Below are 15,365 nucleotides of genomic sequence, written 5' to 3' on the forward strand. Positions count from 1 at the left end.
GGGTGGTCGAGCGGTCAAAGGCGCTAGGTTGAGGGCCTAGTGGGTCAGTCCCTTCGCGGGTTCAAGTCCCGTCCCCCGCACCATTTAATAAATTTTTCTTAAGTAAACTATATATGACCTTTTTTACAAAGAGTTTTACATGAAAAAATTTACTTTTTTTGTACTGTTCATTTTAGCTTTCTTCTTGATTTCAGGCGTAAATGCTGAAGAATTAAGCGATAATAACCTGACGGACATTAATGAAAATGGAGAGAATGCATTAGTGAATGCTACTTTTGATGACCTGTCCCAGAAAATTAGCGATACTCCTGAAAACCAAACATTGACCTTAACCAGCGATTATCGATATGATGGTGAGGATGTTCACGGTATTGTCATTTCAAAGTCAATCACTATCGATGGAGCAGGCCACACCATTGATGCAAACCATTCCTCCCGAATATTCAATATTACTGCAGACAATGTGGTTTTAATGAACATTAATTTTGTAAATGGAAATGCTTTAGGCAAATATTTCACCTCTGAAGTTGGTGGAGGTGCAATATACTGGAGCGGAGCGAACGGTCAAGTCAATGGCTGCAACTTTACAGCAAATACTGGAAGCGGCATAGAAGACGACCCATTCGATAAGGAGGAGACCTTTGTAACAGAAGACGGCCAAATCATTCATGTTATCCGCAACAGACCGATGGGCGCTCGTATAAATGAAGGGGGTGCCATAACATGGAGAGGTGATAATGGTACAGTTGCAAATTGCATTTTCAAGAGCAATCATGTAGGATATCCTGACGGTGGAGGCGCAATCTGCTGGAGAGGAAACGATGGGAAAATCATTGATTCAAAATTTTTGGATAATGGTGCATGGGTTGGTGCCGCTGTCGAATGGAGAGGAAAGAACGGAATAATCTCATCTTCAAAATTCTTGAATGACGGCATATCAGACAGTGGAATTTTTTGGAGCGGATCAAATGGAACAATCAGAAATTCGATTCTGCTTTCGATGGATGAGAGAAACGTTTTGAATAATGCATATTCCCAAGATTTAAGTGCTGATTTTAACTATTGGGGAGATAACCTATCTGATCCTAATCATTCTGTCAAGCCGGACAACGTTAATTATTGGTATGTTGCCAAGGATGCTAATATTTCCTTTGATAAATTGGAAATCAACGGTTCATTTGTTCTGATCAAATCAGTTCCTTCACCTAATCCTAAAATCGTTTCCGGAAATCTGAAAGTCTATTATAACTCAAATAATAAATTTAAGATTCAGGTTTTTGACAGGAGAGGCAATCCTGTAAGCTATCAGGAGGTTACATTTTTCCTTAATAATCATGAATATCATAGAATGACCGATGATGATGGTTATGCAACTTTAAAATTGAATTTGAAACCTGGAAATTATAATGTATTTTCACAATATGAGAATATAATTGTTAAAAACAAAATCACAATCAAGACAACATTGATTACAAAGAACCTATCCAAAAAAGTTAAAAAATCCGCCAAATTCAAGATCAAGGTTTTAAATTCAAAAGGAAAGGCCTTTAAAAAGCAAACAGTCAAAATCAAGTTTAAAGGAAAAACCTATAAATTAAAAACTAATCAAAAGGGAATGGCATCTTTCAAGATACCTAAAAACTTAAAAGCAGGCAAATATACAATTAAGACAACTTGTAGAGGCCTAACAAATTCAAATAAAATTATAGTTAAAAAATAACTATATTTTTCTTCTTTTTTTAGCACTAACTTATTTATAATATTTAAACTAAAAATTATATTAATATAAACTTATATGGTGATAAATTATGAAGGCTGTAATCCCGGCAGCGGGTTTTGGAACTAGATTTTTACCTGCTACTAAAGCTCAAGCAAAAGAAATGCTTCCGGTTTATGATAAACCAACAATTCAGTATGTTATTGAAGAAGCTGTAGCTTCAGGAATTGATGACATTTTAATCGTCACTGGTAGAAATAAGAGGTCTATTGAAGACCACTTCGACAAGTCATTTGAACTTGAACAGACCCTGCAAAGTGCAGGCAAGGATGACAGATTAAAGCAAGTTCGCGCTATTACCGACTTGGCGGATATATGCTATGTTAGGCAAAAAGAACAGAAAGGTCTTGGAGATGCAATCTATTGTGCTAAAAAGCATATCGGCGGGGAACCATTTGCAGTTCTTTTAGGGGATTCAATCACAAAAGGAACCATTCCATGCACAAAACAGCTAATTGATGTTCATGAAAAATATAATGCTTCAGCAATTTCCCTTGAAGAGGTGCCGAAACATAAGGTTGAAAGATATGGCATTATTAAAGGAACTGAAGTTGAAAAAAATGTTTATAATATTGAAAAGCTCGTTGAAAAGCCATTGGTTCACCAAGCACCATCCAACCTTGCCATTATGGGCAGATACGTTTTAACTCCTGACATATTTGATAAGATTGATGAAACAGAACCTGGTGTTGGAGGGGAAATCCAGCTTACTGATGCTTTATCCAAATTGGATTCAATTTATGGAGTGACATTTGAAGGTAAGACCTATGATATAGGTAACAGATTCGAATGGCTCAAAACTTCAATTGAATTTGCTCTGGAAGATGATGAATTTAAGGATGACTTACTTGATTATATGAAAGAAATGATTAAAGAGGCTTAAAAATGGAAACTCAAAGGATTTTAGTTACTGGAGGCAGTGGTTTTATAGGTACAAACCTCTGCAATGAACTTAGAAGCAGAGGACATGAAGTTCTGGCAGTAGATTTGCTTCATCATGAAGGAGAAGCTGATCTCTACTCGGATTCCTATTCTGATTATGTTAGGGGTGATGTTAGAAACTATCGCCAGATGGAAAGAATATTTGATGATAACGATAAATTTGACTATGTTTATCACTTGGCTGCTGAATACGGAAGGTGGAATGGTGAAGGATACTATGAAAACCTATGGGAAACCAATGTAATCGGCTTGAAGAACATGATTCGCCTTCAGGAAAAACTTGATTTCAGAATGATTTCATTTTCATCAGCTGAAGTTTATGGGGATTATGAAGGAGTAATGTCTGAAGACGTAATGGAAAACGTTCCAATTTCCCAAACCTATCAGATGAACGATTACGCAATCTCCAAATGGGCAGGAGAGCTCATGTGCATGAACTCAGCCACCATGTTTGGAACTGAAACAGTGCGTGTAAGACCTGTAAATTGTTACGGACCTCATGAAGCATACTCACCATATAAAGGGTTCATTCCAATCTTCATTTACAAGGCTTTACATGGACTTCCTTATTCCGTTCATATGGGTCATAAAAGAATAATCGATTATGTTGAGGATACTGCAAGGACCTTTGCAAATATTGTTGACAATTTCATTCCTGGCGAAGTCTACAACGTTGGAAGCAAACAGGAATGGGAAAGGGACATCAAACAATACTCTGACATGGTTTTGGATGCAGTTGGAATTGATGACAGCCTGGTAACCTACACTCCAGCTGAAGAGTTCACAACAAAAGTTAAAACTATAGACTTTTCCAAAGCCATTCGTGATTTAAAACATGATCCGCAGGTTCCGCCTGAAGAAGGTATAAGAAGAACTGTTGAATGGATGAAGGATTATTATAGAATCGAATAAATATGAAAACAATTGTAATTATTCCTGCATTTAATGAGCAGGCAGCTATTGGCAGTGTCGTTGAAAAATCACTCCAATATGCTGATGATGTTTTAGTTGTAGATGATGGAAGCAGCGACAATACTTCCGAAATTGCCGAAAAGGCAGGTGCATCTCTTTTAAAACATCCCACTAATTTTGGAAAGGGCGTTTCATTGCGTGATGCTTTTGGCCAGGTTGACGGGTATGACATAGTTGTAACTATTGACGGCGATGGACAGCACAATCCCGATGAAATTCCTGATTTGATTATGCCAATAAAGGAAGATAAGGCTGATTTTGTAAATGGCAGCAGATATCTGAACGGTTTTGATGATAACACACCTGCTTACAGGCGTGTAGGTCAAAGGGTTTTGGACATTGCCACAAACATCACTGCTGGCACTGATGTTACAGATTCCCAAAGTGGATTCAGGGCATTTAAGGGCAGCACCATTTCCTGTTATAAATTCAGGGATCCTGGTTTCGGGATAGAAAGTGAAATGATAGCTGATGCCGCTGAAAATAACTTGAGAATACTTGAAGTTCCTATAACGGTAAAATATGATGTTGAAAACTCTTCAACCAAGGGACCGGTCACCCATGGTGTTGGAGTTTTATTCAAGATAGCAAAAGACAAATTCATCAGAATGACAAAGCGATAATATGCAATACAGAAAGATTCAAAAAACCGGCGATGAAATTTCCCCAATAGGTTTTGGGGCAATGAGATTGCCATTAAAGAACGGTAAAATCGACAGGGAAAAGGCATCAAAGCTAATATATCATGCAATTGATAATGGCGTTAATTTTATAGATACCGCTTACCTTTATGGTGACAGCGAATCGTTTTTAGGTGAAATCCTTCAAGGGGAATATAAGGATAAGGTTAAGCTCTGTACAAAGTTGCCCACCATAAACGTTAGAAAATATGAGGATATGGAAAATATTTTGGAAGAGCAGCTGAATCGCCTTCAAAGGGATTCCATTGATTATTATCTCATGCATGCGGTTGATTTGAAGTCAATGAACAGGCTGATAAAAAGGGATTTGTTTAAATTTATAAGCAAGGCCAAACGTGAAGGTAAAATAAAGCATGTCGGATTTTCATATCATGGCCCCAAGGAGGAGTTTCCGTTGTTAATTGACGGTTATGATTGGGATGTTGTAATGGTTCAGTACAATTACTTTGATGAGAATGTCCAGGCCAGTATGGAGGGCATTGAATATGCTGCATCAAAGGGAATGGGAATTTTTGTAATGGAACCATTAAAAGGAGGTATCCTTGCAGGAAAAATGCCAAAAGAGGCTGAAGATATATTTAAACAGGCAAACCCCAATAAAAGCACTGCAGAGTGGGCATTTGAGTGGGTCCTAAACAACCGCAATGTCACATGCGTTTTATCAGGAATGAATTCATTCGAGCAGTTAAATGAAAATTTGGCAGTTGCCGAAAGAACAACTCCTCTTTCAATGACATTTGAGGAAATGGAAACTGTTGAACTTGTCAAAAGGGTTATGAGAAATTCCCTAAGGATTAACTGTTCCACATGCGGCTATTGCATGCCTTGTCCACAGGGCGTAAATATCCCTGAATGCATGAAAATCTATAATGAAAAATACTTGTTTAACCATAAAGGCTTGTTCAACCAATCTTTTATGGATTATTATCAGTATGTCGGTGGAATCATGGGAAGTTCAGGAAATGCCGGCAAATGCAATGGCTGTGGAAAGTGCTTAAGGAAATGCCCCCAAAAACTGGATATCATTGAAGAGTTAAAAAAAGTAAAAAAAGAATTTGAGATTCCAGGCTATAAGTATGCCCTTGTTTTTGTTCAGCATGTTGGATTTCCGATTTATAGGTTCATGGTTAAATTGCTTAATCGTTAGGTATATCTTAGGCGTGGGTATAATCTTATCAGTATTTTGTCTTCAATATGTATCCACTCTTGCGATACTTTAAAGTTAATTGTTTCGCTCCACAGGTTTTGTCTCACTAATTCGACAGTTTCTGTATACTCTTCATTATCTCTTTGATTTTTCAGGTACTCATAATAGTCATATGGCATTTCACTCACTTCAAATATTAATTAAATATAGTATATCTGTTTAAATAGTATTTAAAGCTTTGTTGATGCCATTTTGTAAAATTGTAGCCATTGAAACATCTTATTTAAACTTTTCTATTTTCTATACAATTATATACTTCAAGGATAGAAATATAATCAAGGTGAAAAAATGAAATTGGAAGAACTTTTAGCACCATGTCCAAAGTGCGGTTCAAAGGATAAAATCGCACACAGAAAAATGTTGGATAATCATCATGCTCATGCAGAAATGGAAACCGTCAAATGTGAAGATTGCGGTTACATATTTTTTGTAAATGATGATATAGAAGAAGATGAAAAAAGAAAACTATTAAGAGAATTAAATAAAATCTACGGTTAAAATGACATTTCATGTAATGATTATCCCTACACTAAATTGTCCGTCAAATTGCAAATATTGTTGGGGTTCAGAAAATAAAAAGGAAATGATGGATACTGAAATTATAGACCATATAATTGCATGGCTAGGCGATTTTAGGGATGATAAAGTTCACTTCACCTTCCATGGCGGAGAACCTCTGCTGGCTGGTTATGACTTTTATGAATATGCACTGGAAAAGCTCTCAAAACTGGATAATTTTGAAGGGTTCTCTCTTCAAAGCAATATCTGGCTTTTGTCTGATGAGCTGATTGACTTGTTTATCAAATACAATGTTGTTGTAAGTACAAGCATTGATGGGCCAAAAGAGATTAATGATTACCAAAGAGGGGATGGCTATTTTGACAAGACAATGTCAAAATATGAACTGGCTAAAAGCAAAGGTCTTATAATCAACTTCGTTTTGACAGTAACCGATTATTCCAAGGATTTCTCAGATGAACTGTACGAATTTTTCAAAGGGGAAAAGATGAACCTTAAAATCCATGCTGCTTTGCCATCTCTAAGGGGAGACAATGCTGATCCGTGGGCGCTTGACCAGGAAGAACATGGTAAACTGTTGGTTGACTGGCTGGACAAATACCTTTATGATTTGGACAAGTTCACTGTGATGGATTTGGATCATATCTGCAAGTCTTCACTTAGAAGAAGAGGCACATTATGTACCTTTGCCGACTGCATAGGCACCACTTTGGCTGTAGGCTCTGACGGTTCAATCTATCCGTGTTACCGATTTGTTGGAATGCCTGAGTATGTTTTGGGAAATGTATCTGAAAATCCAAGCTTTGATGATTTAAAGCAGTCCGATGCATGGGCTAAACTTATGGAATTTAGGGATTATGTGGATGAAAACTGTAAGAAATGCAGATATGTGAAATATTGTGAGGGAGGATGTCCTTACAATGCAATAGTTGCATATCAGACTCCTCAAGCTGTTGATCCTCAATGTACTGCATACAAAATGATTTTTGGAGAAGTTTCAAAAAGGATGAATAAGGAATTTGCCAAATCTGCCTTTGGAATGGGCGCTCCAGCTCCAAGAAAAGATGGCGAGCCGTTTAGCATAATGGACCTTGCAATGAAACCATAGGGATAATATGAAGGATGATACATTAGAGAAGTTAGCGGAAGCGGAACATGTCCAGTGGTGTGAATGGTCGGATGTGTTATCCCGAGAATTATCTTCATTGCTTAAAATCATTGAGAAACATGAAGATGATTTGAGTGATGAAGAGCAATTATTTGTTTTGCATGTTAAAGATAGGCTGGACAGATGGGATAAGCTGATGATTCCATATTCTGATCTTCCTGAAGATGAAAAGGAAAAGGATAGGGTCTATGCCAGAAAAATCTTGGAAATAATCCAACGTTAGCATTTTTTTTTGATATTGTTTAATGTCACGTTGAGGTTTCACCAATCTGATGATGATGGAGGATACCTCATAAGATTTTTTTGAAAAGAATATTTTACAATAATTTTTTTTAGTAATACTGAGTATTTAAATGAACTCAAAAAATGTAATACTTTTATATACTTTGTAGTCTAAAATAATAATTAGTAATACTGAGTATTTAAATGAACTCAAAAAAAGTAATACTTTTTGGCTGTTGGTACTTACTGAATTTAATTTTTTTTATAGGTTTTCAAATTTTTGGCAAAACCTTTAAAAAATTTTTGAGTAATACTGGGTATTTAAATAAATTCAAAAAAAGTAATACTTAGAGGTGTTTTGTGTGATAGATGAAATAACTGATTTCCTATTTGGTCTAAAGATGACCATTATTTCAGGAATATTCTTACTGATAGCAGTTATTTTTATGATTTTTGGAATTGACACTCCGATTTACTTAAACCCTGCATGGGGAACAGTAATAATAAGTGGTATTCCAATGTTGCTTTTGGCAATGACTAGATTAATCCGCGAAAAATGGATTTCTTCAGCGCTACTGATTGCGATAGCTATGGTTGCATCACTTTTGATTGGTGAAATATTTGCGGCCGGTGAAGTCGCTTGGATTATGGCATTAGGCGCTCTTTTAGAAGACTGGACAGTTGAAAGGGCTAAAAAGGGTTTAAGAAACCTCATTAACCTGACTCCACAAACCGGTAGAAGAATCGTTGATGGAGTTGAGGAAGTTGTGCCTGTAGATGAAATCAAAATAGGTGATACCTTAAGGATACTTCCTGGTGAAAGCGTACCTGTCGATGGTGAAGTGATAAAAGGTACATCCTCACTTGACCAGTCCATCATGACTGGAGAATCTCTTCCTATTGATAAGGAGGTTGGAGATGAGGTATTCTGTGGAACCATGAACCTTTATGGTGCAATCGATATTAGGGCAACAAGCCTGGGAGAAAATTCATCACTTCAAAAGCTGATTGATCTTGTAAAGGCCGCTGATGAAAAGCAGGCTCCAACTCAAAGGATTGCAGATAAATGGGCGACCTGGCTTGTTCCTATTGCATTGATAATTGCTATTGTTGCATGGTTGGCAACAGGCAATATCGAAAGGGGGGTCACTGTTCTAGTGGTATTCTGTCCATGTGCATTAATTCTCGCTACTCCTACAGCTATTATGGCAGCTATTGGTCAGGCAACAAAGTATGGTGTTTTAATCAAGTCCGGTGAAGCGCTTGAAACCCTTGGTGCTTTAAATACTTTGGTATTCGATAAGACTGGTACTTTAACTTACGGTAATTTAGAAGTTTCTGATATTATTTCCTTGAATGAGGATTTATCTGATTTGGATTTGCTTAAGCTCACTTCTTCATGTGAAAAATTAAGTGAACATCCTCTGGCAAAAGCTATTGTTAATAAAGCGAATGAAGCCAAAATCGACATTGAAGAACCTAAGGACTTTAAGATGTATCCTGGAAAAGGGGTTACATGTATTAATTCTTACGGTAAGGTATATGCAGGAAACTCCAAATTTCTAATCGAAAATGATATTGATGTAGATGTCGACGTTCAATTAGACCAACTAAAAAATGAAGGAAAGGCTTCAATAATCGTTGCATTAGATGGCCAAGTTGTTGGATTAATCGGATTGTCTGATGTGATACGTGAGGATTCCAAAAGCATGATCGAAAGTCTGCATGATTTGGGAACCGAAACCATATTGCTTACTGGGGATAATACAGAAACTGCTAATTACTTTGCCTCCCAAGTGGGAATCGGTAAGGTTTATGGAAATTTGCTTCCTCAAGAAAAGCTTGATTGGATTGAAAAGCTCAAAAGTGAAGGCAAGAAGGTATGTATGATAGGTGACGGCGTAAACGATGCGCCTGCACTCAAGACTGCTGATGTGAGTGTTGCAATGGGATCTGTCGGAAGTGATGTTGCAATCGAGGCGGCGGACATTGCGCTTTTGGGTGATGATATCGGCAAAATTCCATATCTCAAAAAACTGTCAAATTCGACATTATTCACTATAAAGGCAAATATTGCCATTTCAATGACAATCAATGCGGTAGCGATTGTCTGTTCTGTTTTAGGTTTGTTGAATCCTGTTACCGGTGCTATTGTTCACAATGCAGGGTCATGTCTTGTCGTATTGAATGCGGCATTACTATATGACAGGCATTTTGACGATTCAATCAAAAAGATTGACTCCGAGAATGTGGAGCACAATCACTATCATTTCCACAATGACGGTGAGCACACTCATTCCCATGATGGTATTGAAATACTGGATGAAATCGAGACAGAAAATGGAATAAAGCATATGCATGTCCATAAGCATGCATTAAACCGTGAAAGTTGTGAAGCATATCACAACTAATCTTCTTTTTTTTTAAATAAATTCATAAATATTATATAATTTAAAGTTTAAAAGTCTAATTTAGGTATTAATATGAACGATAAAATAATTTTAGGACTTCCAAAGGGAAGTTTAAATAATGTAAAAAGAGGAAATACATATCAGCTGTTTGTTGATGCAGGTTATGAAGTTAAAGGATATGAACCTGGCGATGAATCTTATGAAATTGAAATTTTGAATGATGAGGATATTGTTGCATTCCTTACCCGTCCTCAATCCACTCCTGTCGAATTGAACAGGGGAATGGTTGACATAGCTATTGTCGGTGAAGACTGGGTAAAGGAAGAGTCAGTTTTAAGGAAAACAGACACTGTTAAAATCGGTGATTTGGATTATGGTAAAACCCGTTTGATTGTGGCGGTTCCAAATGATTCTCCTTATAACAGTTTGTCTGATTTGTTCAGGGCAAATAAAGACAGAAAAACTCCAATCTTATGTTTCACTGAATATCCAAACTTGACTAGAAAATTCATTATGGAAAATGAAGTTTATCAGGAACTCTATGGGGATTCCGTGCCTTTTGTACAGGTCAGAGGTTTGACTGACGGTGACAATGAGATGGTGCAGGTAATTAACTCTGACGGTGCAACTGAAGTTTATATTAAAAAAGGTGCTGATCTGATTGTGGACAATACACAAACCGGAAGCAGTCTAAGAAAAGCAGGCCTAAAAGAGATAGAAACTATCCTTCATTCATCAGCAGGTCTTTATGCTGGTGTAAGCTGTACCGGTGAAAAATTGGATAAGGCTCAAATGATTTATGAGCAGTTGCTTGGAGCGATTACTGCTAAAAAATATTTCGATGTCAAATTCAATATTGCCAATTCCAAAATTGAGGAAGTCTCAAATTATCTGATTGACAATAAACTCTGTGCAGATGAGCCTACAATAACTCCTGGTTCCGATTTCTCACAGATTAACGTATTGATTCCTAAGGCAAAATTCCCAGAAATGGTGGATGCAATTAAAGGATTTGATGCGACTTCCATTATTAGAAATGATTTAAAACAACTAATCGAATAATCATTTCATCTTCTTTTTTTTTAAATTCAATTTTTTCTTATCATGATTAATCATTAACATTTATAAGGTTAATTTAACATAAATTATAATATTATTTACTTGATGGGGATTAAATATGTTAACATCTGTTCAAAAAGAAATTTTGCAAACATTGATTAATTTATACCAATCCTCTAATGGGAAGTCCATTAAGGGCGAGGACATTGCTGAGGTTATGAATAGGAATCCTGGAACAATTCGTAATCAGATGCAGGCTTTAAGAAGTTTAAGTCTCGTTAAGGGAGTTCCTGGTCCTAGAGGAGGATATAAGCCAACAATTGAAGCGTATCATGCATTGAACATTTCAGTTTCAGACAATGATTCCATGGTGCCTATCTATAAAAACGGCAAAAGGATAGAGGACATTTCCGTTGCTAAGATTGAATTTACCAGTGTTCCCCAGCCTAGTGAATGTGAAGCCGCAATCAAAGTATTGGGAAGCATCAAGGATTTGAACCTTGGAGATGAAATCAGCATAGGTCCAACACCGGTAAACAACTTGGGAGTCATGGGGACAATCGTTGGCCGTGACGATATGGATAATATCCTTTTACTTGATACAAAAACCATCAGAAGCATTCCTAAACAGACTGTAGGAGACATTGCAAGCCGTGATGTTGTCTCATTTACAGTTGACTGTTCCGTAAAGGAAGCTGCCAAAAAGCTAGTCAAAAAGGAAATAGACGGAGCTCCTGTTATAAAGGATGGAAAGGTTGTGGGAGTGTTTACATTAACCGATTTGGTAAACGCAATTGCTGAGGATAAGGAAGATAAAACAGTCGGCGAGCTGATGTCAACAAATGTAGTCATTGTAAATGAAGACATGAAGATAGCCAATGCAATTGAGGTTATGCTTAAAAAATCAATTTCAAGATTGATTATTGCAGACAACAATCATTCCCTGCTTGGAATTGTCACAAGAACAGATTTAATTGACAGTATAACAAACTTAAAGCAATTCCCTATTATTACCAATTAAGTGATTTAATGAAAGTTAACCCAATAAATATTACAAATAGTATGAAAGTATCTGATTTAGTTAATGAATTTGACAAATCAGGCGTTTTAGGAGCGGGCAGAGTAGGAAGGGCCTGCAATATTTTAACCGATATGATTCAGGATGAGGACATGAAGGTTTTCATGAGCCTTGGAGGGCCCCTGATACCGGGAGGCATGAGAAATATTGTATCTCAGATGATTGAAAACGGTCATGTGAATTTGATTGTATCAAGCGGAGCCAATATCACTCACGATCTTGTTGAGGCATTTGGAGGATCACATTATCGCCATGAGGGGCGTGATGATGAAGAGCTCAATGAAGAGGGTATTGGCAGAATTGCCGATATAAATGTTGGTTCTGATGATTTTACCATATTTGAAACAGAAATAACTAAAATCTTTGAAAAGATTTCCAGCGAAAGGAATCATATCTCCATCCAGGAATTGTTATATGAAATTGGTTTGATGGTTGATGATGAAAACTCATTTGTAGCCTCTGCCGCAAAAAACAATGTTCCTATTTTTGCTCCGGGCTTAATCGATTCAATGATGGGTCTGCAGCTGTGGATTTTTAATCAGGATCATGATTTTGTAGTGGATGCGGTGGCTGACATGCATTATCTGTCAGATATTGTCTTTGAAGCCGAGAAGGTAGGTGCAATTCTTCTTGGAGGAGGCCTTACAAAGCATTATACATTGGCATCCAATGTCATTAAGGGAGGCCTTGATGCGGCAATTCAAATTACAATGGACCGGCCGGAAGCAGGAAGTTTGGGCGGTGCACCCCTTGAAGAGGCAAAATCCTGGGCGAAGGCAAGATGCGGATCTAGCCTTGCAAGTGTCGTTGGGGATGTTACAGTAATCTTTCCATTGATTTATGCGGCTTGTCTAGATAGGATTTCAAGTGATTAGATGAATTATATTATTTTAGCTATTTTATTTTTATTGTCCGGATTTTTCATGAAATATTCGGACGATTTTTTTGACGAAAAGCATGATTTGAAGTTTGCAAGCATTTTTGGAGTACTATGTGGTTTGGCTTCAGCAATTGCAACCGTAAGTGATGTTGGAGCAGCTTATGTATTCATAGCTATTTTGATAGGCAATCTGATAGCCCTAAAAGTCGACGGCATTCATCATATCATTTCCTTGGCAATATTTGTTGTTGTATGTTTGATTTGCGGAATTCCTGATTTGAATTTAATTGTTTTGCTTATTTGTATTGTAGGGGCATTATCTGATGAAATTGGTCACGAAACCATAGGTAAAGTTACTGATAATACTTTTTTAAATCTATTTTTTGAATATAGGTTTGTGATGAAAATAGTTATATTCATATTGGCATTTGCCGGCGCATTTGATGTTTTTGTATTCATCTGCTTCATAGTGTTTGAAGTGGCCTATGAATTTGCAGGAATAATTTTTGAAAAGTTGAATTAAAAAAAGAAAGTTAAAAGGAATTAAAAATTCCTTTATTTAAATTTTAGTCTGTTTCTACACCCATTCTACCAGCTACTCTAGCAATGAGAACGGTAACGATTACAGCAACAACGGTTACAATAATAGCATAGGTGAATAAACTAGGAAGTGCGTCTCCACTACCGATAAAGCTTTCAATTAATTTTTGGATTGCGCTGTTCCATGCTTCACCTGCAACGAATGCGAATGCAGTTGTAATCAAAGCTAGGATGGTTTCCATAATCATTTTTGTTACTTCGTTTGCCATGTTTTTTCCTCCGTTTAAATTATAATTTGTTCAAAGATAATAAGAACAATATTATTTTTATTCTTCTTAATTTATAATATTTTAGGTTTATTTGATGGATTCGATTAAACTTTTGCATGCAAGACTAGGGTTTTCTGCTTCGTAAATGCTTCTTCCAACGATTATTGCATTTGAGTATTCCAATGTCTTTTTACCGTCTCCTCCTTGTTTTCCAACTCCCGGTGAGATTATGTATGCATCACTGCCCACAATGTTTCTGATGTCTGATAGACGGTCAAGTCTTGTGGCCGGTGCAACATAGTTTTTTATTCCCATTTCAACTCCCATTTTGGCTATGGCATCTGCATTTTTCTGCAGAAACATTTTGGCTCCAGGATGGGACATTTCAGTCAGTAAAAATAATTCTTTTTCATGTTTGTTTGCCATATCGAGGCATGCCTGCACGCTGTCTTCACCGACAAATCCGTGGCATATGATTGCATCTGCCCCTGCCTTAAAGGTTTCGTCACAGATCTTTTCGTTTGTCGCATCGATATCGGCAACTTTAAAGTCACATATTACATTAAATCCAAATTTATCTTTTAGTTTGTTTATTATTTCAAGACCTTCCGCAAGAGCCAGTGGATATCCGATTTTTATGGTGTCGATGTATTCCTTTATTGATTCACAGATTTCAATCGCTTCACTTTCACTCATTACATCAAGTGCTAGAATCAGGTTGTTTTTTATGTTCATAGTATCATATTTTGTTGTTTATTTTATAAATTTATTAGGTTTGCCTAAATTTTGTTTAGGGTATTACTAATAATATTTATATATAATAAAGTATATAATATCATTATCAATAAAACTTTATAAAATTTTAACTATATTTTAAATTTTTATTGAGAGATTAATCAAATTATATTGATTGAAATTTGGAGGAAATAATTTATGCATATTATGGAAGGATATTTACCATTGACCTGGTGTATTATATGGTTTGTCATATCATTCATCGTTGTCGCATTCGGTTTATATCAAATCAAAAAAATCGTAGATGAAACCCCTGAATCCAAAGCTTTACTCGCAGTAAGTGGTGCATTCATGTTCATCTTATCATCTTTGAAATTACCATCTGTTACTGGAAGTTGTTCTCACCCTTGTGGTAACGGATTAGGTGCAGCACTATTCGGTCCTGCTGTAACAGCTGTACTCGCAACTATCGTACTTCTTTTCCAAGCATTATTACTTGCTCACGGTGGTTTAACTACTTTAGGTGCAAACATATTCTCAATGGGTATCGTTGGACCATTAGTAGCTTGGATAGTTTACAAAGGTTTAACCAAAGCTAATATCTCTTCAACCATTGCAATTTTCTTTGCAGCATTCTTAGGAGACTTATTAACTTACGTAGCTACTTCTTTCCAATTAGCTATTGCTTTCCCTGCTCCTAGTTTCGGATCAGCATTAACTAAATTCTTAGTTATTTTCGCAGTTACTCAAGTACCATTAGCTATTGGAGAAGGTATATTGACTGTAATTATTTGGGATAGATTAAAAGCTTACAAACCAAAATTATTAGATAAATTAGGTGCTTTAGCTCCTAATGAAGCATAAGGTGATATAAATGAAAACATC

The 15,365-nt window shown here is 36.5% G+C and carries 17 protein-coding genes; 14 read left to right on the plus strand and 3 right to left on the minus strand.

Annotated features, from left to right (window positions below):
• The first annotated feature begins 139 nt into the window (after nucleotides 1–139).
• From ACJMML_RS10505 to ACJMML_RS10525, 5 genes are all read left to right on the plus strand, one after another.
• Nucleotides 140–1,720, plus strand: coding sequence for a hypothetical protein (locus ACJMML_RS10505; RefSeq protein WP_405307276.1), 1,581 nt, complete (start codon nucleotides 140–142; stop codon nucleotides 1,718–1,720).
• Nucleotides 1,721–1,808: 88 nt separating this feature from the next.
• Entirely contained in the window at nucleotides 1,809–2,660 is an 852-nt protein-coding gene (gene galU / locus ACJMML_RS10510; protein WP_405307277.1) for a UTP--glucose-1-phosphate uridylyltransferase GalU, read from the plus strand.
• Between the two features lie 2 nt (nucleotides 2,661–2,662).
• On the plus strand, nucleotides 2,663–3,631 hold the full coding sequence (locus tag ACJMML_RS10515) for an NAD-dependent epimerase/dehydratase family protein (RefSeq protein ID WP_405307278.1): 969 nt from the start codon (nucleotides 2,663–2,665) through the stop codon (nucleotides 3,629–3,631).
• A 2-nt stretch (nucleotides 3,632–3,633) separates the two neighbouring features.
• Nucleotides 3,634–4,314, plus strand: a complete 681-nt coding sequence (locus ACJMML_RS10520) for a glycosyltransferase family 2 protein (RefSeq protein WP_405307279.1) — start codon at nucleotides 3,634–3,636, stop codon at nucleotides 4,312–4,314.
• A gap of 1 nt (nucleotide 4,315) precedes the next feature.
• A complete protein-coding gene (locus ACJMML_RS10525; protein WP_405307280.1) occupies nucleotides 4,316–5,539 on the plus strand; it encodes an aldo/keto reductase in 1,224 nt (407 codons plus the stop codon).
• Here the strand turns inward: ACJMML_RS10525 and ACJMML_RS10530 are convergent.
• The gene (locus ACJMML_RS10530; protein ID WP_405307281.1) at nucleotides 5,536–5,718 is read right to left on the minus strand and encodes a hypothetical protein; all 183 of its coding nucleotides are present in this window, start codon (nucleotides 5,716–5,718) and stop codon (nucleotides 5,536–5,538) included. The two genes, ACJMML_RS10525 and ACJMML_RS10530, sit on opposite strands and share 4 nt — an antisense overlap.
• Before the next feature lie 169 nt (nucleotides 5,719–5,887).
• On the opposite strand from ACJMML_RS10530, the gene ACJMML_RS10535 reads away from it, so the two are divergent.
• The 8 genes from ACJMML_RS10535 to ACJMML_RS10570 all read left to right on the plus strand — a co-directional run bounded on the left by ACJMML_RS10535 (nucleotide 5,888) and on the right by ACJMML_RS10570 (nucleotide 13,459).
• Nucleotides 5,888–6,097: a TIGR04165 family Cys-rich peptide gene (locus ACJMML_RS10535; protein WP_405307282.1), complete on the plus strand. Its 210-nt coding sequence runs from the start codon at nucleotides 5,888–5,890 to the stop codon at nucleotides 6,095–6,097.
• 1 nt (nucleotide 6,098) lies between these two features.
• On the plus strand, nucleotides 6,099–7,226 hold the full coding sequence (locus tag ACJMML_RS10540) for a TIGR04083 family peptide-modifying radical SAM enzyme (RefSeq protein WP_405307283.1): 1,128 nt from the start codon (nucleotides 6,099–6,101) through the stop codon (nucleotides 7,224–7,226).
• A 7-nt stretch (nucleotides 7,227–7,233) separates the two neighbouring features.
• Nucleotides 7,234–7,509 carry a hypothetical protein gene (locus ACJMML_RS10545; RefSeq protein WP_405307284.1) on the plus strand — a complete coding sequence of 92 codons (276 nt, stop codon included), beginning with the start codon at nucleotides 7,234–7,236 and terminating at the stop codon, nucleotides 7,507–7,509.
• Between the two features lie 361 nt (nucleotides 7,510–7,870).
• A complete protein-coding gene (locus ACJMML_RS10550) occupies nucleotides 7,871–9,919 on the plus strand; it encodes a heavy metal translocating P-type ATPase (RefSeq protein WP_405307285.1) in 2,049 nt (682 codons plus the stop codon).
• 72 nt (nucleotides 9,920–9,991) lie between these two features.
• Nucleotides 9,992–10,981 carry an ATP phosphoribosyltransferase gene (locus ACJMML_RS10555; RefSeq protein ID WP_405307286.1) on the plus strand — a complete coding sequence of 330 codons (990 nt, stop codon included), beginning with the start codon at nucleotides 9,992–9,994 and terminating at the stop codon, nucleotides 10,979–10,981.
• 115 nt (nucleotides 10,982–11,096) lie between these two features.
• Nucleotides 11,097–11,999 (plus strand): CBS domain-containing protein, encoded by a 903-nt coding sequence (locus ACJMML_RS10560; RefSeq protein WP_405307287.1) that lies wholly within the window; start codon nucleotides 11,097–11,099, stop codon nucleotides 11,997–11,999.
• An 8-nt stretch (nucleotides 12,000–12,007) separates the two neighbouring features.
• Nucleotides 12,008–12,931: a deoxyhypusine synthase gene (locus ACJMML_RS10565; RefSeq protein ID WP_405307288.1), complete on the plus strand. Its 924-nt coding sequence runs from the start codon at nucleotides 12,008–12,010 to the stop codon at nucleotides 12,929–12,931.
• Entirely contained in the window at nucleotides 12,932–13,459 is a 528-nt protein-coding gene (locus ACJMML_RS10570) for a hypothetical protein (protein ID WP_405307289.1), read from the plus strand. It abuts the gene before it with no gap.
• A 43-nt stretch (nucleotides 13,460–13,502) separates the two neighbouring features.
• Here ACJMML_RS10570 and ACJMML_RS10575 read toward each other — a convergent pair whose 3' ends face one another.
• Both ACJMML_RS10575 and pyrF read right to left on the minus strand, forming a co-directional pair.
• Entirely contained in the window at nucleotides 13,503–13,745 is a 243-nt protein-coding gene (locus tag ACJMML_RS10575) for a DUF5654 family protein (protein ID WP_405307290.1), read from the minus strand.
• 87 nt (nucleotides 13,746–13,832) lie between these two features.
• A complete protein-coding gene (gene pyrF / locus ACJMML_RS10580; RefSeq protein ID WP_405307291.1) occupies nucleotides 13,833–14,480 on the minus strand; it encodes an orotidine-5'-phosphate decarboxylase in 648 nt (215 codons plus the stop codon).
• A 198-nt stretch (nucleotides 14,481–14,678) separates the two neighbouring features.
• Here pyrF and cbiM point away from each other — a divergent pair, with 198 nt between their 5' ends.
• Nucleotides 14,679–15,344, plus strand: a complete 666-nt coding sequence (gene cbiM, locus ACJMML_RS10585) for a cobalt ECF transporter S component CbiM (RefSeq protein WP_405307292.1) — start codon at nucleotides 14,679–14,681, stop codon at nucleotides 15,342–15,344.
• Nucleotides 15,345–15,365 lie beyond the last annotated feature (21 nt).

The sequence above is a fragment of the Methanobrevibacter sp. genome (genome assembly GCF_045130115.1).
Classification (GTDB): domain Archaea; phylum Methanobacteriota; class Methanobacteria; order Methanobacteriales; family Methanobacteriaceae; genus Methanocatella.